Source organism: Enterobacter cloacae complex sp. SHL018 (assembly GCF_049237905.1).
In the GTDB taxonomy this organism is placed as follows: domain Bacteria; phylum Pseudomonadota; class Gammaproteobacteria; order Enterobacterales; family Enterobacteriaceae; genus Enterobacter; species Enterobacter hormaechei_C.
In genome coordinates this window covers 19,605-43,381 of the sequence record NZ_JBMKJE010000001.1, presented here as the reverse complement: position 1 = coordinate 43,381, position 23,777 = coordinate 19,605, and the positions used below count along the sequence as shown (strand labels likewise).

The window sequence follows — 23,777 nt, the reverse complement described above, 5'->3', positions numbered from 1 at the left end:
GATGGATATCCCACGTATTTTTACTGTTAGCGAAAGCGAACACCGCATTCATAACCCCTTTACGCCAGAGAAGTACGCGACGCTGGGCCGCGTGTTACGCATGAAGCCAGGCACACGCATTCTCGATCTCGGCAGCGGCTCGGGAGAGATGCTTTGTACCTGGGCTAGGGATCACGCCATTACCGGTGTCGGTATCGATATGAGCCCGCTCTTCACCGCGCAGGCCACGCGGCGCGCAGAGGAACTCGGCGTCAGCGAACGCGTCCATTTCATTCATAACGACGCGGCCGGCTACGTCGCAAATGAAAAATGTGACGTGGCGGCCTGCGTTGGCGCAACCTGGATTGCGGGTGGCGTAGCCGGGACGATGGATCTGCTGGCAAAAAGCCTCAAGCCCGGGGGAATAATGCTCATCGGCGAACCGTACTGGCGTCAGGTACCTGCGACGGAGGAGACAGCCCAGGCCTGCGGCGTCTCGTCGATTGCAGACTTTCTCACTCTGCCCGGTCTGGTCGCGTCTTTCGATCAACAGGGCTATGACCTGGTTGAAATGGTGCTGGCTGATCAGGAAGGCTGGGACAGGTACGAAGCCGCAAAATGGATGACCATGCGGCGCTGGCTGGAGGAAAACCCAGACGATGACTTCGCGCAGGAGGTTCGGGCGGAGCTGACGATAGCGCCTGAACGTCATGTGACGTACACGCGGGAGTACTTTGGCTGGGGAGTGTTTGCGTTAATGGCGCGATAACATGGCGCTGGCGGTATAGCCTTTAGGGTTATGCCGCCGATCAACTTCTTTGAGGTACAAAACGATTGCGCGAAAATGTGCAGCCAATGGCAATATTTGCTGCCATGGTCTGAGAACGAGATTTACTGGAATGCAGGGTAACTTTTTGATTTAGATGGGATAATAGGAACAAACAACAACTATAACCAGTTGATATCATTTACATTTATCGTGAAAGCTTAAAAATATGCCCCCGTAAATGCCCCCACTGGCTCGCTCTTTTCACGAAACCATAGATGTGCTCCATGAGCTAACTTGTGCGAATTTTGCCAAGGCTACGTAAAACGTAGCCATAAAATAATCTAAGAGTGACTTTAAACAGTGAGTTGCTAATGATGACTAATATTAGTAGCCTGCATCTTTAACATCTGTTTCAATATCCTTAACCTGTTTAGCTATTCTTTTATTAAAATTATACTCAATTTCTTCATCTGTTAAGTTTTCAGTACTTTTATTAAAATAATGATTTAATACATATGCCTTTTGTTCTAGATTATATTTATCAAAATTAGGAACATATTTGGTTTCGCGTCTTTTATGTTTAATTTGATAGTGCGCCCTTACAAATGATTTTAATTGCAAGTTAACATTATATCGTTTACAGAGCCTAGCAATGAAATCATCTAGAGAATGAAGCAACGTTATATCGTTAATTTCCGAAAAAAAGTATAACCATCCCTTTGATTTTGATTGGAATACACAACCAGTAATCCTCAGATTTATACGCCACGTTAAAAACTCTTGACTTTTAATACTGGAGTGTTTAAACCCTGTAAAAATCGATAAAAGAGATTGTCGTAAGTTATCAACAGATCCATCACGTGCTGAAACCTTACCTCCCTCGCTAAAATAATATCCTAAGTAACCAAACTTACTTTCGGTTAACAAACCCATACTAGATTTCTCAGGATTCTTAATTGGATCATAAATTTTAAGTCCTAGCCTTCTGAACTTTACAAGAACACTTTCTATCAAAGATTCTGCCTTATCTGAACGACAAAGGATCATTAAGTCATCAACATATCGGAAGTATGATACATCATCCCTTGATGCAAAGTGTTTATCAATATTCATCAAGTATATTGCAGCCAATATATTCGAAATTGATAATCCTTGAGGTACGCCACATTCATTAGCTTTATCACTTGCATTAGGCTTAGAAACCGTTGGTGAGCTAATTGCTTTACCTATTAGAGATAATATATTTTCATCTCTAATTTTTGCTCTAAGTCTCGATATTAACTTGTTATGCCGTATTGACGGATAAAAATTCGCCACATCAAACTTCATAAAATAATCATACTGCTTACTCAAAATAATATTATTAACTTTTACCACCATATTCTGTGGTAACTCAAAATTTAAATCAAATGCATAAACCTCTTGCAAGAAATCACAAATAGCTCTTAAGGCGATTCGGTCCCTGATTGTTGGTATTGAAATTTCCCTTGGCGCCTTACCTTTACCTTTACTTATAAGCTTTAGTTTATATTTATTAAAGCGATAAGTACCAGCTAAACACTTTCTTCTAATTGTTTCTATTTCGTGATCATGAAAGCGCCAAAAGACTTCATGAGACATATTATCGATACCTGTTGCCGCAGATAACAAAACCACTTCTTTGTAAATTCTTTTTAAATTAGATGATTGAAAATGCTTGAGAAATATATCATGTGCACTCATTAGACTGCTCTCAATGAAAACAAGATAATAAAAGGAAAAAGAAACAAAAACAAAAATGATGCTACATTTCGAAGAAAAAGTATGGCTATCATGAAGAAATGGATAAAAGTAGGTTTTTTCGTTAAAAGGCTTTTATCATTCGTATTAAAATATTCGTCGACTATGGCTTTTGCAAAATCTTTTTCTAAATGGTTTTCTGACGAACCTAACACTGCTTGATATTCTTTATCTAATTCGGAAGGATTTGTTGGGGAAAGTGATGCGGTATGTATTACACTCAGTCGCTCGTAACATTGTTTAATTAATAATGCACGGCCTTTAAAATTCATATTATTGATAAAAAGAGTCAACACTAAAATTAGCACTGACAAAGAAACCATTATCGCTGCTTCTTCTATCTTTTGAGCGGGTTTTACTAAGGTATAAATAGAATAACATACTAGAAAAGTTGAATACCAAAGCAAAAGAAGTTGAGAATAGTAATCAAAATTAAGTAGGCGTCGCTCAGCTTTAATTTTCGCTTTTCTTGTCCACCATATTTTATCAGATAAATCGCTCATCATATAATCCCTAATTAATGTGAGGCGCCGAAGGTAGTAATAAGTAACGCCTGTAAACAGACTAGTCAGACTAGAGGCAAAGCCTCCCAAAATTAGTTGCACCCATTTGGTATGGATGATCGCAGGTGAATCACCTACGATACGCCTCACAGGAAATGTACTACTTTTCATTACAAAAAAAAACTTCAAACGACCAAAATCGCACTACACCGCACCCGCCTGCGGTTTTCAGATCGCAAAAATTTTTCAGTTGGGATTTTTTACAAATGATAGCGCCAGACCGCGCCACAACTGGGGATTTACAGCGAGCAGAGAACTGAAAAGAGTGAAAAGAATTTCAGCTTTTTTCAGTTTAGCTTTACTCCAAAATCGTAAGCACTTGACTTAAGCTATTGAAAGTAAAGGGATATAAAATTTTAGGTGAGATTTTTCATGATAACTGACGGCACACTTTAAAGTTAACAAACTGATTCTTATAGACATTTTTTCTTAAGCAGCTGAAATTTAATGAACCGAAGCCGGGAAAATTTTAGTTACTCCCGGCGAACCGTTCAGTGACTCTCTTTGGCTGCCATCAGGAGTTCTAATGCTTTTTGTCGCTCGTCCGGTGGCAGGGCATCCATTAGCTCTTTAATTCGTCCCTGGCCGCGCAAAGCGCTGGGACTAATCGTGTGTGAGAAGGAAACGTTCATCACAAACGTGTGCCCACACTCTACATTTGAGCAATAACAGTACACATCTGATAATTTGGGGTGCTTTCGGTTTGTTTTCCTCACCGTTGCCGCAGACATACACTCCGGGCAGTAAATTTTCATCACTCGCATAGCTAAACCTCTGTTGCCTGCCAGAAGAAGGGATTTTGGTTCCCTCCCTCTTGTTCTGAACGTGTAACACTGGTAACACGTGTAACATCTTTGATTTAATTGAAATTAATCTGTTACCAGTGAGCCAAATAAAGAGGTAACGCGTGGTAACACACTGATTTTTGTTACCACTGTTACCAGTGGATATTTCTGACTGGTAACAGTGGCAAGCCTCGTCATTACTGCCTGTTACCTCTGTTACCAGTGTTACCTCATAAAAATAAGACTCACGCGATAACTATTCGGGATCGGCGCTACCCAGTACTTGCGTATTAAACTGGTAAACGCGCTTAAGCCCTATTTCTGGCAGGCGAACGCTGTTTTGCGTTCTCCCGTCCTCTCCGGCTTTCAGCCAGCCCGCCTCAACACACAATCTGGCCACCTTTCGTGAATCGAACCCTTTACAAATTTCTTTCCAGCCAGATGGCAATACGTAGAAGGTCACAGTGGATTCTGTCACGTTGTCGCCCTTGTCCACTTTCCTGAACCCCATCATCGACAGTGGGCGGTTCCTGTCGTCGTGCCAGTCAGCAAAGCGGCTGAACTGGTTACGTGTCATATAATCCCTGACCTGCTCCAGTGCGGTTTTATCCTCCTGGTTCGCGGTATGCCCTCGATCAGCCATCCATGAGGCCAGGCAACACTCAGCAGCCCTGAACGCCTCACCTTCAGGCCATCCGGTTATCCCGGCTTGTGTGGCAAGTTCTCCAGCCATAGCAACCAGCGCAAAACGGGTAACGGCACGCCCAACTTGGTTTCCAGCATCCGCTGGGGTCAGCCTGCGGGTGTAGTCCTTCAGCAGCGCTTTCGCCTGGCTGGTCAGTTCCGGGAGATCGGCTGTCAGACAATGCAGCCAGTCGCGGAAGGGTGAGCCATGATAATGAATAACGGCGTGTTCCAGATGCTCCGCCAGCGCTTTACCACCACTAAAGCCATGCAGCTCCTCAAATACGCCATGCTTGCCCGAATCACTCGGGATCTGGATCATGCGTACTTCTACCCCGGCGTAAGTTCGCTCTCCGGCATTGGCGGCGTGCTCGACCAGTGACAGCTCCCCCGTCGATAGAAACAACAAATTCCAGCGGTTTGTTTCCCGTACCGAACCATCAGTTCGGGCGCGGGCTTTGCCCTGGCCGTTTGCCAGCATGTAGGCAATATTCCCCGCCTCTCTGCCATCCACCTCCCGGATCTCATCAAGCATCAGTGTGGCATCATTGCGGCGGCTTGCCGTTCCTTCCAGCGCGTTCCCGGTAGCACGCCATGTATGCCAGAAATCCGTACCACCGCACACCGAAGCAGCCACTTTCATGGTCGTGGTTTTACCGTCTGTAGATTCACCTTTCAGGTGATAACCGCCGCCACCTATGCCAACCAGCTTCAAAAGCGGCGCGGCGAATGCCAGGCTTACGGCAAAGGCCAGTCGGGCATTATTGACGCAATAGCGACCTATATTTTCCCGCCATTCTTCCGTGGTGCCCGTAACACGAAAATCACGCCCCTGAACACTGGAAGTCTGGAGAATGACAGATTGTGACTCTTTGCCGATCACTTCATCCTGAAGAACATAAACCCCGCCATGCCAGCCTGTTTTATTTACGCAGGTCACTTTTCTGTCGGGCTTGCACAGGGAGATGTATTCCATCAGGTGTGCTCTGGCCATCCCGTTGATATTGATATAAGAAAGCCCATTGACCAGCAGTACGCGCCGCAGTTCCTCTCCGCTACCATCCAGCATTTCCATCGGCATTGCCCATTTTCGGCTCATACCGTTGGTGTCCTCCCATTCCAGCAGTCGGCCATAGTTACTGCCGTCAGCATCGCTGGTGATAGCTGTCACACGCAGCGGGCTGCAAATCTTGATATTGCGGATCTCAGTGTCACCATCTGATTTGTTCACCAGCTTGTCGTACCACAAATATTCTTTCGTGAGCCTGAACCCCTGCGGCAATCTGGTTTGCCCTTTTCCGTGTAATGTCATTTCCTCCCGGAAGGCTTCACGCGCCCTTTCCTTCCCGGTTTCCTGGCGATAATCATCCCAGTCGGCTTTATGACGTACCGGAGGCAGCGTTACCCAACCATCTACGGCTTTCGCCGCTTTTTCAGCCCATATCCGGCCAGTGTTCTCTTTCCCGTCAACAAGATCGTTATCTCCAGCCAGGATAATCCGGGTGTCAGGCCATCGAATGCGGATTTGCTCTGCGACCTTTACCAAATTTGTGGCCGCAATAGCTGCAACGATCCAGCCGTCAGCCAGGAGGCTGACCGTCAACGCAGTGGCATATCCTTCAGTGATAATGACCTGTTCCGGAGCATCAGACGGAACATCAGCCACGGCAATAAAAGCACCTGACAGCTGACTGCCGGGTAAAAGACTTTTATCACCATCAGAGTTAATAAGCTGGCCGCCTGTAACATTCCCGGTAATGTCAGTTAAGGGCAGCAGCAGCGACCCGGCTGGAAAAGACATCCCCGCCAGATTGATGGTGGCAGTAAGAAGCGGTAAAGAGTAACCCTGTAATCCCTTTCCGGTCAGATAGGCTGATTCACCGTTTTGAGACAGCTTTTTAAGTTTCTGATAGCGGTCTGCCCCGGTCTCGTTTCCCCCCGTCTTTTTCCTGGCTGGCATAGCGGGTTTATCCTGTACTTCAGGCAATGCCAGAACCTCACAGACCATTCCCGCGACCTCCTTCACTGAGCGTCCAGTCACCAGACGGACTAAATCAAGGCCATCGCCATTGCCGCACTGATTACAGAACCATGTTCCGCGCCCCTCTTTGTCATCAAGACGAAAGCGATCTTTTCCGCCGCAGGCCGGACAGGCACCGTGGCGTCGGGCGGAAGGAACATTAATCCCTAACGCGGAAAGGATATGTGGCCAGCGCCCGTTTGCTGCCCCCGAAACCGCAGATACAGACTGAACTTTCATAGCAGTACCTCCCCGACTCCCGCAGTGGTAATGCTGAAACCCGGAGGTACTTCTCCATCGGGCGCACCGAAAACGATGTCCCGGTACACTTCACGTAGCTCAGAGACACCAAATGCGGAAAGGCGAATATTTTCAGCCATGTAACCGGGTGACAGCATTCGCTCCAGAACGTCACACGCCAGACGATGCCCCTCTTCCTGGCCGAATTCGTTAATCCATGGCGCTTCAATATGATAAAGAATATTCATGGCCACGCGATTAGGTGTAAGCTCGATACGCTCGCCATCCTCGATATACACAGCCTCCCCATTAATTCGCACCATCAGGGAAATATAGGCATCAGCAATGCAGGAACGCAGAAATGCCGCCCGAAACTCAGGTGAATGGACTACGAGATTAGCGTTCATGCTTTTCTCCTTTAATGGTACTGGTTTCTCTCACCACACCCTCCAGCTGTTCTGCAATACAGGCCATGATTGCTGCGGCTCCCTCAGCAGAAACTGTTCTCTGCCCACTCATCGCAGGAAATGACAGAACTTCGGCCAGGAACTCGCTCGCCAGCGCAGCCCGTAAAAGACGGTTCTCGCCTGCTTCAGTCAAGGTGCAACCGTGGTTAGGGATGGGTAAATGACTCATGCGCTCACCTCCCCGAGTTTGTTCATCGGAATACGTGCGGCGAAGCTCAGTACAAAATCGGCAACGAGTTTCATGCGGGCAGCACGCTCGCAGGTTGCAACAGTACGCACAGCGAATGGACGCGCGGCATAATCAGTACGGCGCACTGCGAGAAAAACAAAGGTAAATTCTGGATGTGACAATGTAGGGATCGAAGCCATGGCGGCAATCTCCTTCAGATAGCGGTTAACGCTACCACCGGAGTTTCCACGCCCACTGGTGGTAGCCCAGACGGGGGTGGAAATACCGGCTCTGAAGGATACCGGCCTGACCGAAGTCAGCCCCGCCTGAGCCACCATTACTCGATAGCTACAACGGCAAAGAAACCGCTGTAAAAGCAATAGGTGTGCAAAGACACGGACACAAAAAAAGACGCGTGGCGCGTCTGGTGTCGCCTTCAGATTACACGGGTTTCCACGCCCGGTTGCCGATTTTGCGGCAACGGTGCGAATATAGCCCGAGCAATTGGCAAGGCGCAAGAAATTTATAACCGAATTTAGTTTATTGAACATCCATCTAAATCCTGACATGCTTAAGCCTCAGTTTGAAGTTGAGTTTTTCATTTTTCCTACGCTGTGAAACAGACCCGCTAATAAGCGGGTCTTTTTATTTCTTCAGCATCAGTCGGAGAAAGTTACAGCGCTCTCATCCACAGCGGCATAAAGCTCAGGCTCCCCCAGCGCATAGCCTTCATTGCGAAGATAAGAATTAACGTATTCACTTTTCTCATCATCAAACTCAGCCCGGAATGATCGGGTTCGGGACTGGGTATAAATGTGCAGATTATCCAGCGTAGTGACCGCAAGACGTTTTCCCGGCATGAACGGCGGGATAAAAGCAAACCGTCCGGCAACCGAACTGACTGCCATTTGCGCAGCATCCACATCAGCCGGGCGATCAGCCGCGTTGAAGAGCTTAAGTCGCTGTTTAGCAGCAAGCTCGGCACCCACGAGAACCACCAAGCGTGGATCTTCACGATAAGGTTCGGCAATCAGCTCTGTAATGAGGTGATTAGCAAGCAGGTCGAGATTCTTCCATTCCCCGGTTTCACCGAGGGTTACAGGAGTAGTTAAGACTTGTTGACCACCCTGATAGTTTTTTGCCAGCGCATGCCACCCGATATTTACGTCTTCACCTTTTTTATTCATCTCTGGATCAGTCGTATCGGCAATTGACTCTCCATTAAAACCAACCCGCAACATATCAAGTGCATAAGCCTGACTAAAAAACGTACTGACCGATTTATCAAATTCGCCCTGAGCACCTGTATGATAAATATGTGACATATCTAAATAGCTGATTCGTGCACATGTGTCAGTTTCGGACAGAAAAAATTCAGTGCCATTTATCGCTAACATCTTATGGAATCTGCCACCGTGAACTCGTCCTGTATGTAACTCGCTGGCTCCAATATTAATGGCATTACCTGAAATAGCATTAACGTCACGCAAAGTAATATTATTGATTAACCAACCAGACTCAAGAATTGAGCTTCGCAAAATATTTTCAGTTGGTTTGCTTAATGAAAATCGTCTATTTGAAGATTCCTGGTAATTTGTACCAGATACGAATTTACTGTGATAACGGCGTGCAGCGTCCGGCCTTTCGGCTTTGAATGCGTACATGATTTATCCTTTTATTATTTACGAAATATTTTTTTCTTGTATTCAGAGAGCTGATTATATTTCACAGCATGCTCTGCATATTCACGATCGCTTACTACGGAGCGAAGAATGGCATTTTCAGCGCGATAGTACTCCCGATAGGCCATAGTTCGACTTATCCCACCTCTTTCCAGTTCGTAACGGTCATTTGGGTATGCACAACATTTAAGAATGTGCTCAACTGCATTATCCAGTGCACATAGAGCATCCAAGATAAATCTCACATCCCGAACTAAAGTCGCATCGTTTAAAACGTTAATAAACTCAGCGGGAGAAGTTAACGGTCTGGAAAAAGAGTTAAGATATTTTTTACTAATGTTCTTCCCGATATGTTCAGCCTCTTCAAGTAACAAACTTCCGAATCCTCTGAAGAGACTTACCCGCGTTTGCTGCTCTTTCTGTCGTAAAAATGCAGAATTGTACTGTCGTTCATAGGCATCACGCGCCCCTTTCACGGCATTTTTGTTTTTTACTTCAGAAACTGTTCTGGAGTTAACATTCAACCCTGCATTTTTTAATGCGTACTCGGCAGAGCTAACATCCTTTTGTCGGAAGGATAACTCTTCTTCTTCACGCTGACATAGCACCTCAAGTCGACTCATTAAGAGATTGATTTCATCGGCAGTCGCTTCCGTATCGGGGATTGTTAGCCCTGTTAAAGAACGTAATTCCTCTCCTTTATGACGCAGTTTATTTAACGTAAAGATCTCGATGATTCTTATTATACATGCAGAATCACCATATCCTTCATTGAAGATACTGACCTTATAAGTATCTAATACCGTAACTTGTTCGCATTTAAGAGAAGGATAAAAGGATTTACCCTCCATTGGGAGTTTAATAGATGTCATATTAGTCATATTGGTCCTATTCTTAACAATTTTAATTAGATGTGTGACTATCTCTCCAGGCATAATAATCACCAGCACGCCACCTTGACATACGTCCTAACTTAATCGGCTTCGGGAATTTACCAAGAGAGATCAGCTTATAAATCCACTTATCAGTAAACAAGCAATCAGAGGTGATATACTTCATATCAATTAGTGAGTCTGCACTAGGGCGAGTATCAGTGAGCGCCATGATTCGTTCCTCTCAATTCATCAATTCGTGTCAACGGAGAGGATTAAAGCACTTGGTTTGGATGTAAAAAAGGCGAGTAAGTAAAAAAAAACTTACTCACCAATAATGTTAATTATTTGTAAAAACAGGTTTTTTGATAATACTTGAAATCAACTTACTAATTACTGCGAAAGACAACGGAGGTTCTTTCTTATCAGGCCAAAATTCATCGGCTCGGGTGAAGATAAGCTCTGTTAACGCTGTAGCGTTGTCTTTTTTAACATTCGAATTTTCTTTATAAAGATAAATGGCCACACTCAAAACTTGATTTCTTTTTGCTGCATGTCGCTCTTGTTGAGCAATTGATAGCGTTTTATATACATCAGCAGACGATGACTCATTATTAATGATGTTATGAAGCTTTCGAACGTCCTCGCTTTCAAGATACCCATCATGCTCCAAAAAAAAGCCATCCGAATTTTTCCAGTCCATCTGGATAAATTTAACATCATTTGAAAACACTTTCCCAGCTGGAACGAGAAGTGAAGGGTAATCTGGAAATTGACCACTAAAAAAGATAAAGTCTTTTTGGACTTTTGGCGGATATTTAAAATAACCTTTGATACGTGCAATAACTAAATTTTTATCATTTTTTACTTCATATATTTTTATGAGGCTATATTGACTAATATAACTATAACCCTCATCGTCCTTATCCAATGAATCAATATGATTAATAAATTCACTTATATTTCTTACTCGATGCTTTGAGAAGTTACCCTCCCTGCCTACATAGGCTGAGAACAAAAAATCGTTCTCCCCGGCCAGATACAAAATATCTTCTTCTTCACAACTTAGTATCTTAGCAACTTCAGCCACTTTATAATGTGTGCGAAATAATTTTAAAGGAGTAGATTTATTTGCCATTAAGATTAATTCCCTCAATAAAATCCGCATACCATTGCATCATATTCCTGCGCCCTTCTAAATATTGAGCATGGTTGTAAATCCCACGAATAGAATTTTTATCCAAGTGTGCAAGCTGGGTTTCAATCCAAGCACTGTTAAAACCTTTCTCGTGTAGAATCGTACTCATCGTATGCCTGAAACCATGCCCCGTCACACGACCAGCATATCCAATACGTTTAAAAACTTGGTTGATGCTGGCTTCACTCATGCACTTACTGGGATCGTTGCGTCCAGGAAACATGAGCGGATAGTTGCCTGTCAGTTCTTTCAATCGCCCGAGATGAGCTAATGCTTGGCTTGATAGCGGTACAATATGAGCCCTACGCATTTTCATGCGTTCTTTAGGGATTTCCCACAGTGCGTTCTCAAAATCCACCTCACGCCATTCCGCTGCTCGTAACTCTCCAGTTCTGAGACCTGTTAAGATGAGCAAATATGCACCCAGTAATACAATCGGACTTCCTGAATAAGCGTTAAGAGCAGTAAAGAACTCCGGCAGCTCGTTAGCTTTCAGGAATGGATAGTGAACTGCTTCGTGCCCTTGCATTGCACTGGCAAGATCCGGTGCCGGGTTGTAGATCGCTCGACCTGTTACGATGGCATAGCGGAATACTTCACCGCATCGTTGACGGACTTTCTTCGCTTTTTCCATTGCTCCTCTGGCTTCTATTAATCTCAGAACTTCAAGCAGCTCTAGGGGCTTAATATCAGCAATGGGTCGATGGCCAATCTGCGGGAAGATGTCTTTCTCAAATGCCTCAATGATGTCTGAAGCGTAGCCTTCAGACCATTTAGGTGACTTCATTTTGTGCCACTCTAACGCCACTTCTTTGAATGGATTGAGTATCTCTGTAGCAGCGGTTAAAGCATGTTTTTTGGCTTTCTTCACTTCACCAGGGTCTTTACCGGCTGCGAGCAATTTCTTTGCGTCTTCACGCTTTTGCCTGGCATCAGCCAAAGAAACCGTTGGATAGACACCAAAAGATAAACGCTTCTCTTTGCCAGCAAAACGGTACTTCATACGCCAGTAACGTGAGCCATTGGGTTCTACTTGAAGATACAGACCACCTCCATCAGACAGCTTGTAGCTCTTCTCTTTTCCTTTCGCGGCTTCAACCTTTCGGGCATTCAGCATCATTGGGGGCACATTTCCTAGACCAAACAGAACATGCCCCTGATTGTGCCCCCAAAGGCATGTTGATTTCAATAGATAGAGGTTGACGTCAAATGACTGAAAACAACGTAAAACCTATGTTTTAAAAGGATTTTATTGATGTGAGTTGACTTGAGAAAACTAGGGGATGGTGCCGATAATAGGAGTCGAACCTACGACCTTCGCATTACGAATGCGCTGCTCTACCAACTGAGCTATATCGGCCCTGAAAGGCCGGTTACGAGCGTAACCACGGGGCAAAAGAGTAGATCTAACCGGGTGATGCGTCAATGCCCTTTTGAATCAAACGGCTATTTTTGCATCACCCGCGATTATTTACCCACGAATCGTATCATCACCGAAGCCGATCCACTTGTAGGTGGTCAGCGCTTCCAGCCCCATCGGACCGCGGGCATGCAGCTTCTGAGTGCTCACAGCCACCTCCGCGCCCAGACCAAACTGGCCGCCATCGGTGAAGCGCGTCGAGGCATTCACGTAAACCGCAGACGAATCCACTTCATTCACAAACCGATCGGCATTGCGCAGGGTGCGTGTCAGGATCGCGTCAGAATGCTGGGTTCCGTGTTCACGAATGTGCGCAATAGCGTCATCGAGATCCGCAACCACCTTCACGTTCAGATCCAGCGACAAATACTCATCGTCGTACTGCTCCGCATTAACCGGAACGACCTTCGCCGGACCGTCTTTCAGAAGGGCAAGAGCCTTCTCGTCCGCATGCAGCGTGACGCCACTTTCCGCCATCTGCTTGCTCAGCGCTGGCAGGAAGGTACTGGCGATGCCCTGATGCACCAGCAACGTTTCCACCGTATTACAGGTGCTTGGACGCTGTGTTTTAGCGTTGACGATAATCTTCAGCGCAGGTTCGATCTCCGCGGTGTCATCCACCACGATATGGCATACGCCAATACCACCGGTGATCACCGGAATGGTAGATTGCTCACGGCACAGCTTGTGCAAGCCCGCGCCGCCGCGTGGGATCAGCATGTCGATGTATTTGTCCATGCGCAGCATCTCGTTGACCAGCGCACGGTCGGGGCTTTCAATCGCCTGCACGGCACCCGCCGGTAAACCACACTCCTCCAGCGCCTGCTGAATGACGTTTACCGTCGCGGCGTTGGTGCGCCAGGTCTCCTTCCCGCCACGCAGGATCGCGGCATTACCGGTCTTCAGGCACAGGGAGGCGACATCCACCGTCACGTTTGGACGCGCTTCGTAAATAACCCCAATGACGCCAAGCGGCACGCGGCGACGCTCAAGGCGTAATCCGCTGTCGAGCACCCCACCGTCAATCACCTGCCCTACCGGGTCGGCGAGGTTGCACACCTGACGGACGTCGTCGGCGATACCTTTCAGACGCGCCGGGGTCAGCGCCAGACGATCGAGCATCGCTTCACTCAAGCCGTTGCGACGCGCTTCCAGCAGATCCTGCTCGTTGGCGAGCAAAATTTCCTGCGACTGAGATTCCAGATAATCAGCGATTTTTTCCAGCACGCGATTTTTCTCGCGGCTGGAAAGGAGCGCCAGTTTATAAGAGGCGGCTTTCGCGGCTGCGCCCATTTGTTCCAGCATGTTCTGGCTCCTTAACGAATAATCATGTCGTCACGATGCACGGCAACCGGGCCATATTCATAGCCCAGGATGGCGTCGATCTGCTGGGAATGGTGACCAGCAATCCGACGCAACGCGTCGCTGTTATAACGACTTACGCCATGAGCGATGTCGCGACCTTCAAGGTTACGGATTCGGATCACTTCACCACGCGAGAAGTTGCCTGTCACGCTTTTAATTCCTTTTGGAAGTAACGAGCTTCCTCTTTCCAGAATAGCGGCGGTCGCGCCTTCATCCACGGTCAATTCGCCAGCCGGTGGCGCACCAAAGATCCAGCGTTTTCGGTTTTCCAGCGGGGACGCCTGGGCGTGGAAGCGAGTGCCCACAGAGATGCCTTCCATCACATCACCGATCACACCCGGACGGCTGCCCGCGGCGATGATGGTGTCGATACCGGCCCGGCACGCCACGTCCGCGGCCTGGAGCTTGGTGCCCATGCCGCCTGTCCCCAGACCAGAAACGCTGTCACCCGCAATGGCACGCAGCGCATCGTCAATGCCGTGAACGTCTTTGATCAGTTCAGCCTGTGGATTAGAGCGCGGGTCAGCGGTAAACAGCCCCTGCTGATCGGTCAGAAGCAGCAGCTTATCGGCCCCTGCCAGGATCGCCGCCAGCGCAGAGAGGTTATCGTTGTCGCCCACTTTGATTTCAGCGGTGGCAACAGCGTCGTTTTCGTTAATGACCGGAACGATATGGTTATCCAGCAGCGCACGCAGCGTATCGCGGGCGTTCAGGAAACGTTCTCTGTCTTCCATATCCGCACGCGTCAGCAGCATCTGCCCGACGTGAATGCCGTAGATGGAGAACAGTTGTTCCCAGAGCTGTATGAGTCGGCTTTGTCCCACGGCGGCCAGCAGCTGTTTGGAGGCGATCGTCGCGGGGAGTTCGGGGTAGCCCAGGTGTTCACGCCCGGCGGCAATCGCCCCGGAAGTCACAATCACAATACGATGCCCTGCGGCATGCAACTGAGCGCACTGACGTACAAGCTCAACGATATGGGCACGATTCAGGCGGCGCGATCCGCCTGTTAACACACTGGTACCGAGTTTTACCACCAGCGTCTGGCTGTCACTCATGATTCTCTGCCGTTCAACAATAAGGGAAAATGATGTCAGTCAGACGTTTTAACAGGTGTCAGCTCCGTTGCCAACTGCCTTAGCGCATGACCCGTCACTTTGTTGCGCGGGATCAGGAAGCGTAGCGGCAGATTTTGACAATTTTATTACCGAAAAATTAAAACATACTTTTTTAGACATATTCTTACTTTGTCATAAAACTTTCACCCACGAACGATAAAACCCTTCCTGTTTTTCACGGGGTAATAAGTCGAATCTTATTACTCAGCGAATATTAGCGCGTTTTTATAAAATCAGGATTGAAAATGAAAAAGAGCACTCTGGCATTAGTGGTAATGGGCGTAGTTGCTTCCGCATCTGTTCAGGCAGCAGAAGTTTATAATAAAAACGGGAATAAACTGGACGTGTACGGCAAAGTAAAAGCAATGCACTACATCAGTGATGATGACGCTAAGGATGGTGACCAGACTTACGTTCGTTTCGGCTTTAAGGGTGAAACGCAGATTAACGATCAGCTGACGGGCTACGGACGTTGGGAAGCTGAGTTCGCAGGTAACAAAGCTGAGAGCGACTCTTCTCAAAAAACACGTCTGGCATTTGCCGGGCTGAAACTGAAAGACTTCGGCTCACTGGATTACGGCCGTAACCTGGGCGCGCTGTATGACGTCGCCGCATACACCGATATGTTCCCGGAGTTCGGCGGTGACGGCCTGGCGCAGACCGATAACTTCATGACGAAACGCGCCTCCGGTCTGGCCACATACCGTAATACCGATTTCTTTGGCCTGGTTGACGGCCTGAACATGACCCTGCAATACCAGGGCAAAAATGAAAACCGCGACGTGAAGAAGCAAAACGGTGACGGCTTCGGTACCTCCCTGAGCTATGACTTCGGCGGCAGCGATTTTTCTGTGATTGGTGCGTATGCCAGCTCCGATCGCACTAACGATCAAAACCTTCAGGCACGCGGCGAAGGTAAAAAAGCAGAAGGCTGGGCAACCGGTTTGAAATATGATGCCAACGATATTTATCTGGCCACTATCTATTCCGAAACCCGCAATATGGCCCCTATTTCCGGTGGCTTTGCAAATAAAGCGCAAAACTTCGAAGTGGTTGCGCAATATCAATTTGACTTTGGTCTGCGTCCATCTCTGGGTTACGTGCAGTCTAAAGGCAAAGATATCGAAGGTATCGGCGATGAAGATATCGTGAAATACATCGACGTAGGTGCGACATATTATTTCAACAAAAATATGTCTGCGTTTGTTGATTATAAGATCAACCAGATCGATGACGATAATAAACTGGGCGTAAGCAGCGATGATATCGTTGCGCTGGGCATGACCTACCAGTTCTGATGTTGTGGTAATAAAAAAACCGGCGCTGAGCCGGTTTTTTTGTGCCCGGTGACGCTGTGCTTACCGGGCATACGGGATAGTACATTTTTCATGCCGGGTAAGGCGTAGCCGCCACCCGGCGCTGTGACATCATCAGGCTCTCAGTTTCACCGCTTCGCTGGAAAAATCGTCCGCAGGCTCCAGCTTCAGATCCAGCGTTGCCAGCAGGTCGCGAGCTTTGCCGTGAAATTCTTTTAGCGTATGCTCCAGGCGATCGATCACTTCCTGATCTTTGATGCTCGTCGCCTGCCAGTGCCCGTCTTTATTAAACAGGCCAAACTGATAGCTATAGGTAAAACGGTTTTCCTGTGCTTCCATTTCCATCCACCAGCCCCAGAACTCACGTTTTTCGGGTGCAGGCTTCACGTTGACGCAAACAGCCAGGCAGTCGAAAAAAAAGCGATTCTCTTCACACTGCTCTTCTCGAATATACGGGCCAAGAGCCATGAACTTCTTAATCAGTCTACTTTTCGGGTGTCCACTCGGTAACGTCATTGCGATCTCCTTTTGTGAAGCACTGTTTTACCAAACCAACGAAATTTAGCAAACTATTAACACAATCTCTGCGTGATCCAGCGTGTGATCTCTTTCAGCGCTTTGTCAAAATTCTGGTACACCGGGCTGAAGGGTACCTCCAGCAATTTACCGTCAGAAGATGACGACGTGATTAAGCGTGACTCCTCTTCAGGGCTAAACGGATCGTTCTTCCAGAAACCGGACATCATCGGGGTTGGGCAGCGGCGGCCGAGTAAGCCCTGCGTTTTTAATGAATAACGATTAAGTTCAATGCGCAACGCTTCGTCTGAAGCATCATGCATGCCAAGTCGGCTCGCCAGCACGTCCAGATACATCTCAGGAACGCTACCCTGACGCGCAGGATCGCTTAACAGAGCATGCACCACCGGGCCAAGACAGGCGACGGCCTTCAGGCGTGAAGATTCAAGGTAGGCAAGCCGTACCGCGACGTTAGCGCCAAAGCGGAAGCCAAACGCGCCAACCCGGGTGTGGTCAACCCAAGGGATATTCTCCAGCGCTTTTAAAGCATGCTGGTGCAGCAGGCTGGAGTCTTGCGTAAGTTTCCATTTGGATGAAAAACCAATGGAAGGCATATCAAGCGTCAGCATGGCGATTCCGTTTGGGGCAAAGTAGCGCTCATACAGGCTGTAATAGTCAATTTGTAACGAGTCCAGTCCACCGCACATCAGAACCGTCGGGAACGGCCCTTCCCCCTCCGGCATATGCAGGAATCCGGTCACCGGGCTGCCACCGGGAATGGCGAACTCAATTTCACGCATCCGGCCAGGCAACCGCTGCGCGGCCTCTTCATAAGCCCGGTTTGCCAGCGCCTGGGCCTGCTCTGCCAGTTCGTCGCCTTTAAGATGCGGATATGCAGCGATGCTGTACAGATTTGCCGCATGCAGCCAGTGCTTTCCGCTGAGAGTGGCGTCTTCTTCCTGGCTCGCTTTTTGCTGCCAGAGCATGGCCTGCTTTGACCATTCGTAGATCCAGTTTCCACCACGGTAGCCCACCACCGTATCGTAGAGATCGCCGTCGGTACGCTCGGACTCACTCATCACGATACGCGCCTGCACGTCGAGGATTTCACGCGGATCGATGCCGCGCCAGATCCACATCAGGCGGTTAATCATTCGATACCAGTGGGGCACGTTCTTACCGTCTAACGCTGACTGAACGGCAGGCATTGTCCCCGGATTAAACCGACGCACCAGCGTCGACGTTTCAGGGTGCTTGAAACGGGGTTTGAAGAGAGTTTCGGTAAGATTCGCCTGCGTCATTGCGTTGCCTCCATGGATACGTCATATGAAGACCATTGTAACGCGTGGCAGGCTAAAAAGAACAACGCCCGGCATAACCGGGCGTGTAAAGTTACGTACTGAAATTAACGGCCAGAGATAGGCGGTACGAAGACCACGCCCATATCCCATGGCTGTTCAATCCAGGTATCCTGCGGGATATCAATGACGTAATCATCAACCAGTGGGCGACCCGCTGGTTTCGCGAAGATCGTGACGAAGTGCGCTTTTGGATACATTTCGCGGATAGCCACCGCGGTACCGCCGGTGTCCACCAAATCGTCGATAACGATAAAGCCTTCACCGTCGCCTTCCGCGCGTTTCAGCACTTTCAGTTCGCGCTGGTTGTCGTGATCGTAGCTGGAGATACATACGGTATCGACATGACGAATACCCAGCTCACGAGCCAGCAGCGCCCCCGGTACCAGACCGCCACGGCTGACGGCAATAATGCCTTTCCACTGTTCGGAAGGCATCAGACGCGCAGCCAGTTTGCGTGCGTGAATCTGCAACATGTCCCAGGTGACGACGTATTTTTCGCTCATGTGAAGTGTCCCAGCCTGTTTATATACGGCTTAAAAAAATGAGGGTGAACCAGGTTGCGCGAGATTATAGAGATCTGACGCACTAAAAACCAGTGTTACGCGCCATGAGCCTGAGTTTTTACATGCTTAATGCTACCAGCCACGGGAGAAAGTGGTATTCTCAGTTGCATCTCGCAAGCCTGACTTGTGGTAACGATTAACCTGCTAACCCTGTGACCTGCAACATTGTTTTGCAGCGCAACGACAAGGAGACCTATCGTGTCTGAACTGTCTCAATTATCTCCACAGCCACTGTGGGATATTTTTGCCAAAATCTGCTCCATTCCGCACCCTTCCTATCACGAAGAACAGCTTGCCGAACATATTATGGGTTGGGCAAAGGAAAAAGGTCTGCACGCTGAGCGCGACCAGGTTGGCAATATTCTTATCCGCAAACCTGCCACCGCAGGTATGGAAAACCGTAAGCCAGTGGTATTGCAGGCGCACCTGGATATGGTTCCGCAGAAAAACAACGACACCGTTCACGACTTCACAAAAGACCCGATCCAGCCGTACATCGACGGTGAGTGGGTGAAGGCGCGCGGCACGACTCTGGGCGCAGATAACGGCATTGGTATGGCTTCCGCGCTGGCCGTGCTGGCTGACGACAGCGTTGAACACGGTCCGCTGGAAGTGCTGCTGACCATGACTGAAGAAGCGGGCATGGATGGCGCGTTCGGTCTCCAGGCAAACTGGCTGCAAGCGGACATTCTGATCAACACCGACTCCGAAGAAGAGGGTGAGATCTACATGGGCTGCGCGGGCGGGATCGATTTTATCTCTACCCTGCCGCTGTCCCGCGAAGCGATCCCTGCCGGATTCGAGACCTTTAAGCTGACGCTGAAAGGGCTGAAAGGCGGTCACTCCGGCGGTGATATTCACCTGGGCCTGGGCAACGCCAACAAACTGCTAGCGCGTTTCCTGGCGGGCCATGCCGCTGAACTGGATCTGCGTCTGGTGGACTTCAACGGCGGTACTCTGCGTAACGCGATCCCTCGCGAAGCCTTCGCCACCGTGGCGGTATCTGCGTCGAAAGCGGACGAACTGAAAAAACTCTCCAGCGTGTATCTGGAGATCCTGAAAAACGAACTGTCTGCGAAAGAGAAAAACCTGACGGTGGTGCTGGAGTCCGTTACGACGGATAAAGCCGCGCTGACCGCACAGTCTCGTGACACGTTCGTCCAGCTGCTGAACGCAACGCCAAACGGCGTTATTCGCAACTCTGACGTGGCGAAAGGCGTGGTGGAAACCTCCCTGAACGTGGGCGTGGTGACCATGGGTGACGACAGCGCAGAGATCATCTGCCTGATCCGTTCCCTGATCGACAGCGGTAAAGAGTACGTTGTGAGCATGCTGGAATCTCTGGGTACCCTGGCGGGCGCGAAAACGTCTGCAAAAGGCAGCTACCCGGGCTGGCAGCCGGATGCAAGTTCTCCGGTCATGGCACTGGTGCGTGAAACTTATCAGCGACTGTTCAACAGCACCCCGAACATTCAGGTTATTCATGCGGGTCTGGAGTGTGGTCTGTTCAAGAAACCGTATCCGGATATGGACATGGTCTCCATCGGGCCAACCATCACCGGGCCACACTCCCCGGATGAGCAGGTTCACATTGAAAGCGTCGGTCACTACTGGACGCTGCTGACTGAGCTGCTGAAAGCAATTCCTGTTAAGTAATTAGCCGTTTGATGCCCGGTGGCGCTACGCTTGCCGGGCCTACGATTAGCGTAATCTACAGTCCCAACACCAGTTGACGCTCCAGCTGCGGATCCAGCAAGGTGACGTGCAGCCCCACCAGCCTCACCCCTCGTCCGCCCCGCCGTTCTTCCCACGCCTTTTTCGCCGTCGCGATAAGATCCTCTTTGTTGAGGCGTGGCCAGACGTGCTCCTGCGTCGTCTGCTGAAAATCGTTAAATTTCAGTTTGATGCCCTGTCGGGCAATAAGCAGATCCGGTTTGACCTTCAGTAAGCGTCGTTCAAGCTCAGGATAAAGCTGTTCCGTAATAATGGTTTCACACTCGGTCCAGTCATGGATATCTTCGCTCAGTGTGCGTTCAACGCCGACCGATTTACGCAGCCGTTCGTTGTTCACATCCCGGTCATCAATGCCCTGACTGCGTTCCCACAGTACGCGGCCAAACTTGCCAAAACGCTTAAGCAGCAGCGCCAGATCGCTGCGCTGAACGTCTTCGCAGGTGCGTAGCCCCATACTTTCCAGCTTCGCGGCGGAGACTTTGCCCACGCCGGGGATTTTGCTGAGCGGCAGCGTCTTTAAAAACGCCGGAACCTCTTCCGGAGTGATGACGTACTGGCCGTTGGGCTTATTTAAATCGGAGGCGATTTTGGCGAGAAATTTGACCGGCGCGACGCCTGCCGATGCCGTCAGGTTCAGCTCATTAAAAATAGTCTGGCGGATCTCCTGCGCCATGAGGGTGGCGGAGCCGTGGCAGTGCATGCTGTGGGTGACATCCAGATAGGCTTCATCCAGCGATAACGGTTCAATCAGTGAGGTGTAGCGGGAGAAGATCTCCCGAATGTGGCTCGATGCTTCTTTATAGGCATCAAAACGTCCGGGCAAAAGAGTGAGATGCGGGCACAGTTTCAGCGCCATCGCTGTCGGCATGGCGCTGCGTACACCGTATTTGCGAGCAGGATAGTTGGCGGTGCTGATGACACCGCGCTGAACCCGGCTGCCGCCAATGGCGATCGGAATATCCCGCAGCGCCGGGTTGTCACGCATCTCCACTGCGGCAAAAAAGCAGTCCATATCGACATGGATTATTTTGCGCATAGTAAGCCCTCACTTATTACTGGATAAGTATACAGTAAACAAATGAGGGTTGAGAAGTGCGCGCAGGAATTGTCGGGTGGCGGCGTTGCCTTACCCGACCTGGAAGACTAAATAATGCGTTGCTGCTCGCGAGCCATCCGCTTTTTCCGCGCATCGCACGGTTCCGGACAATCGCACACTTTTTCCATTCCGATGGAAGAGATGCCTCCGCAACTGCCCTGAATGCTTTTACGCTTGATGATCCAGCCTAAGGACATGCCGAAGATCACCAGCACAAACACCGCAAAGGTCGCCAGAAAAGTCAGCATAATCAGCCTCCGAAATCATCAAGCATGATGTTCTCATCTTCCACGCCAAGATCTTTTAGCATCTTAATCACGGCGGCGTTCATCATTGGTGGACCACACATATAGAACTCGCAGTCTTCCGGTGCCGGGTGCTGTTTGAGGTAATTTTCATACAGCACGTTGTGGATGAAGCCCGTATAGCCTGTCCAGTTATCTTCCGGCTGCGGATCGGATAGCGCCACATGGAAGGTAAAGTTAGGGTTATCACGCGCCAGTTGTTCAAACTCATCGTCATAGAACATTTCGCGCAGTGAACGCGCCCCGTACCAGAAGCTGATCTTACGCTTGCTGCCAAGTCGTTTGAGCTGGTCAAAAATATGCGAACGCATCGGCGCCATACCCGCACCGCCGCCGATAAAGACCATCTCCGCGTCAGTATCTTTGGCAAAGAATTCGCCGAACGGGCCGGAAATCGTCACTTTGTCGCCAGGCTTGAGGGACCAGATATACGACGACATGACGCCAGGAGGGGCATCAGGCACATTCGGTGGCGGCGTGGCGATACGCACGTTGAGCATAATAATGCCCTTCTCTTCCGGATAGTTAGCCATGGAATAGGCGCGAAGCGCGGGCTCTTTTACCTCGGAAACAAAGCGGAAGAGGTTAAATTTATCCCAGTCTGCCCGGTACTCCTCAGGCACATCGAAGTCAGCATACGCGACGGTGTGTGCCGGACAATCAATCTGGATATACCCACCCGCACGGAACGGGACGCTCTCCCCTTCAGGGACACGCAGCTTGAGCTCTTTGATGAACGTGGCTTTGTTATCGTTAGAGATAACTTCGCATTCCCATTTTTTCACGCCGAAGATCTCCTCCGGCAGCTCAATCTTCATGTTCTGGCGCACAGCGACCTGGCACGCCAGACGGCATCCCTTTTTCGCTTCACGCTTCGTGATATGCGACAGTTCCGTTGGCAGAATATCACCGCCGCCCTCTTTGACCGTCACACGGCACTGGCCACAGGAGCCACCGCCGCCACAGGCAGACGAGACAAAAATCCCGTTGCCGGAGAGCGTGTTAAGCAGCTTATCCCCTGCCGGGGTACGGATCTGATTCTGCGGATCGTCATTGATATCAATGATCACATCTCCGGAATTGACCAGCTTCGCACGCGCCGCCAGGATCAGCCCTGACAGCACCAGTACTATCAGCGTGAACATCACCACGCCAAGAATAATTTCCATCTGTTAGCCCTTATAGCTGCACACCGGAGAAGGACATAAAGCCCAACGCCATCAGGCCGGTGGTGATAAAGGTGATCCCTAAGCCACGAAGCCCCGCAGGTACGTTGGCATATTTCATTTTTTCACGGATCCCCGCCATGGTGACAATCGCCAGCATCCAGCCGATACCGGAACCGAAGCCATACACAACCGATTCACTGAAGTTGTAATCGCGCTGAACCATAAACGAGACGCCACCGAAGATGGCGCAGTTCACGGCGATCAGCGGCAGGAAGATCCCCAGCGCGTTGTACAGCGACGGGAAGTATTTATCGAGGATCATCTCCAGGATCTGAACAAGCGCCGCAATCACTCCGATAAAGGTGATGAAGTTCAGGAAGCTAAGATCAACCCCCTCCACCAGCGCGCCATCGCGCAGCACGAAGTTGAATACCAGGTTGTTAATCGGAACGGAAAGCCCCAGCACAACGGTAACTGCCACGCCCAGACCAAATGCCGTCGATACCTTTTTAGAAACGGCAAGGAACGTACACATGCCCAGGAAGAAAGCGAGCGCCATGTTTTCAACAAACACCGCGCGCACAAATAAACTCAGGTAATGAGCCATTGT

Annotated in this window: 24 protein-coding genes and 1 tRNA gene; 3 read left to right on the top strand and 22 right to left on the bottom strand. The window is 49.3% G+C overall.

Annotated features, from left to right (window positions below; translation table 11 throughout):
• Position 1: 1 nt before the first annotated feature.
• Entirely contained in the window at positions 2–748 is a 747-nt protein-coding gene (locus ACOTY5_RS00230; RefSeq protein WP_045142019.1) for an SAM-dependent methyltransferase, read from the top strand.
• Between the two features lie 384 nt (positions 749–1,132).
• Here ACOTY5_RS00230 and ACOTY5_RS00225 read toward each other — a convergent pair whose 3' ends face one another.
• From ACOTY5_RS00225 to proB, 15 genes are all read right to left on the bottom strand, one after another.
• Positions 1,133–2,470: a reverse transcriptase domain-containing protein gene (locus tag ACOTY5_RS00225; protein WP_045324652.1), complete on the bottom strand. Its 1,338-nt coding sequence runs from the start codon at positions 2,468–2,470 to the stop codon at positions 1,133–1,135.
• The gene (locus ACOTY5_RS00220) at positions 2,470–3,030 is read right to left on the bottom strand and encodes an SLATT domain-containing protein (protein WP_045324654.1); all 561 of its coding nucleotides are present in this window, start codon (positions 3,028–3,030) and stop codon (positions 2,470–2,472) included. Before ACOTY5_RS00220 ends, ACOTY5_RS00225 begins: the two co-directional genes overlap by 1 nt.
• A gap of 551 nt (positions 3,031–3,581) precedes the next feature.
• Positions 3,582–3,854, bottom strand: a complete 273-nt coding sequence (locus ACOTY5_RS00215; RefSeq protein ID WP_023325787.1) for an ogr/Delta-like zinc finger family protein — start codon at positions 3,852–3,854, stop codon at positions 3,582–3,584.
• A 277-nt stretch (positions 3,855–4,131) separates the two neighbouring features.
• Positions 4,132–6,819, bottom strand: coding sequence for a DUF927 domain-containing protein (locus tag ACOTY5_RS00210; RefSeq protein ID WP_421631806.1), 2,688 nt, complete (start codon positions 6,817–6,819; stop codon positions 4,132–4,134).
• Positions 6,816–7,226 (bottom strand): hypothetical protein, encoded by a 411-nt coding sequence (locus tag ACOTY5_RS00205; protein WP_045324658.1) that lies wholly within the window; start codon positions 7,224–7,226, stop codon positions 6,816–6,818. The genes ACOTY5_RS00210 and ACOTY5_RS00205 overlap by 4 nt, the downstream gene beginning before the upstream one ends.
• Complete coding sequence (locus tag ACOTY5_RS00200; RefSeq protein WP_042713601.1) at positions 7,216–7,455, bottom strand: hypothetical protein; 240 nt, start codon at positions 7,453–7,455, stop codon at positions 7,216–7,218. Before ACOTY5_RS00200 ends, ACOTY5_RS00205 begins: the two co-directional genes overlap by 11 nt.
• Entirely contained in the window at positions 7,452–8,006 is a 555-nt protein-coding gene (locus ACOTY5_RS00195; RefSeq protein ID WP_073970423.1) for a host cell division inhibitor Icd-like protein, read from the bottom strand. Before ACOTY5_RS00195 ends, ACOTY5_RS00200 begins: the two co-directional genes overlap by 4 nt.
• Positions 8,007–8,114: 108 nt before the next feature.
• Positions 8,115–9,119 carry a P2 family phage major capsid protein gene (locus tag ACOTY5_RS00190; protein WP_045324660.1) on the bottom strand — a complete coding sequence of 335 codons (1,005 nt, stop codon included), beginning with the start codon at positions 9,117–9,119 and terminating at the stop codon, positions 8,115–8,117.
• Positions 9,120–9,133: 14 nt separating this feature from the next.
• The gene (locus ACOTY5_RS00185; RefSeq protein ID WP_226869115.1) at positions 9,134–10,018 is read right to left on the bottom strand and encodes a hypothetical protein; all 885 of its coding nucleotides are present in this window, start codon (positions 10,016–10,018) and stop codon (positions 9,134–9,136) included.
• Between the two features lie 22 nt (positions 10,019–10,040).
• Complete coding sequence (locus ACOTY5_RS00180; protein ID WP_045324665.1) at positions 10,041–10,241, bottom strand: helix-turn-helix transcriptional regulator; 201 nt, start codon at positions 10,239–10,241, stop codon at positions 10,041–10,043.
• A gap of 108 nt (positions 10,242–10,349) precedes the next feature.
• Positions 10,350–11,147, bottom strand: coding sequence for a hypothetical protein (locus ACOTY5_RS00175; protein WP_421631805.1), 798 nt, complete (start codon positions 11,145–11,147; stop codon positions 10,350–10,352).
• Positions 11,137–12,327 (bottom strand): tyrosine-type recombinase/integrase, encoded by a 1,191-nt coding sequence (locus tag ACOTY5_RS00170; RefSeq protein ID WP_045324669.1) that lies wholly within the window; start codon positions 12,325–12,327, stop codon positions 11,137–11,139. The genes ACOTY5_RS00175 and ACOTY5_RS00170 overlap by 11 nt, the downstream gene beginning before the upstream one ends.
• 164 nt (positions 12,328–12,491) lie before the next feature.
• Positions 12,492–12,567 (bottom strand) — tRNA-Thr (locus ACOTY5_RS00165).
• Between the two features lie 111 nt (positions 12,568–12,678).
• Complete coding sequence (gene proA, locus ACOTY5_RS00160; RefSeq protein WP_045142010.1) at positions 12,679–13,932, bottom strand: glutamate-5-semialdehyde dehydrogenase; 1,254 nt, start codon at positions 13,930–13,932, stop codon at positions 12,679–12,681.
• An 11-nt stretch (positions 13,933–13,943) separates the two neighbouring features.
• Positions 13,944–15,047: a glutamate 5-kinase gene (gene proB, locus ACOTY5_RS00155; protein WP_015571369.1), complete on the bottom strand. Its 1,104-nt coding sequence runs from the start codon at positions 15,045–15,047 to the stop codon at positions 13,944–13,946.
• A 305-nt stretch (positions 15,048–15,352) separates the two neighbouring features.
• Between proB and phoE the strand changes: the two genes are divergently transcribed.
• Positions 15,353–16,405 carry a phosphoporin PhoE gene (gene phoE / locus ACOTY5_RS00150; RefSeq protein ID WP_017383128.1) on the top strand — a complete coding sequence of 351 codons (1,053 nt, stop codon included), beginning with the start codon at positions 15,353–15,355 and terminating at the stop codon, positions 16,403–16,405.
• A gap of 132 nt (positions 16,406–16,537) precedes the next feature.
• On the opposite strand, the gene crl is transcribed toward phoE, so the two are convergent.
• From crl to gpt, 3 genes are all read right to left on the bottom strand, one after another.
• The gene (gene crl, locus ACOTY5_RS00145; RefSeq protein WP_006809999.1) at positions 16,538–16,939 is read right to left on the bottom strand and encodes a sigma factor-binding protein Crl; all 402 of its coding nucleotides are present in this window, start codon (positions 16,937–16,939) and stop codon (positions 16,538–16,540) included.
• Between the two features lie 56 nt (positions 16,940–16,995).
• The gene (frsA, locus tag ACOTY5_RS00140) at positions 16,996–18,240 is read right to left on the bottom strand and encodes an esterase FrsA (protein ID WP_017694464.1); all 1,245 of its coding nucleotides are present in this window, start codon (positions 18,238–18,240) and stop codon (positions 16,996–16,998) included.
• A gap of 104 nt (positions 18,241–18,344) precedes the next feature.
• Positions 18,345–18,803, bottom strand: a complete 459-nt coding sequence (gene gpt / locus ACOTY5_RS00135) for a xanthine phosphoribosyltransferase (RefSeq protein ID WP_003863205.1) — start codon at positions 18,801–18,803, stop codon at positions 18,345–18,347.
• A gap of 258 nt (positions 18,804–19,061) precedes the next feature.
• On the opposite strand from gpt, the gene pepD reads away from it, so the two are divergent.
• On the top strand, positions 19,062–20,519 hold the full coding sequence (gene pepD, locus ACOTY5_RS00130; RefSeq protein ID WP_023303125.1) for a cytosol nonspecific dipeptidase: 1,458 nt from the start codon (positions 19,062–19,064) through the stop codon (positions 20,517–20,519).
• A gap of 55 nt (positions 20,520–20,574) precedes the next feature.
• Here pepD and dinB read toward each other — a convergent pair whose 3' ends face one another.
• The 4 genes from dinB to nqrE all read right to left on the bottom strand — a co-directional run bounded on the left by dinB (position 20,575) and on the right by nqrE (position 23,774).
• Positions 20,575–21,633, bottom strand: coding sequence for a DNA polymerase IV (gene dinB, locus ACOTY5_RS00125; protein ID WP_023303124.1), 1,059 nt, complete (start codon positions 21,631–21,633; stop codon positions 20,575–20,577).
• A gap of 107 nt (positions 21,634–21,740) precedes the next feature.
• Positions 21,741–21,941 (bottom strand): (Na+)-NQR maturation NqrM, encoded by a 201-nt coding sequence (gene nqrM / locus ACOTY5_RS00120; RefSeq protein ID WP_003863212.1) that lies wholly within the window; start codon positions 21,939–21,941, stop codon positions 21,741–21,743.
• Between the two features lie 2 nt (positions 21,942–21,943).
• Positions 21,944–23,167, bottom strand: coding sequence for an NADH:ubiquinone reductase (Na(+)-transporting) subunit F (gene nqrF / locus ACOTY5_RS00115; protein ID WP_045142009.1), 1,224 nt, complete (start codon positions 23,165–23,167; stop codon positions 21,944–21,946).
• A 10-nt stretch (positions 23,168–23,177) separates the two neighbouring features.
• Positions 23,178–23,774, bottom strand: a complete 597-nt coding sequence (gene nqrE, locus ACOTY5_RS00110) for an NADH:ubiquinone reductase (Na(+)-transporting) subunit E (RefSeq protein WP_003863217.1) — start codon at positions 23,772–23,774, stop codon at positions 23,178–23,180.
• Between the last annotated feature and the right edge of the window lie 3 nt (positions 23,775–23,777).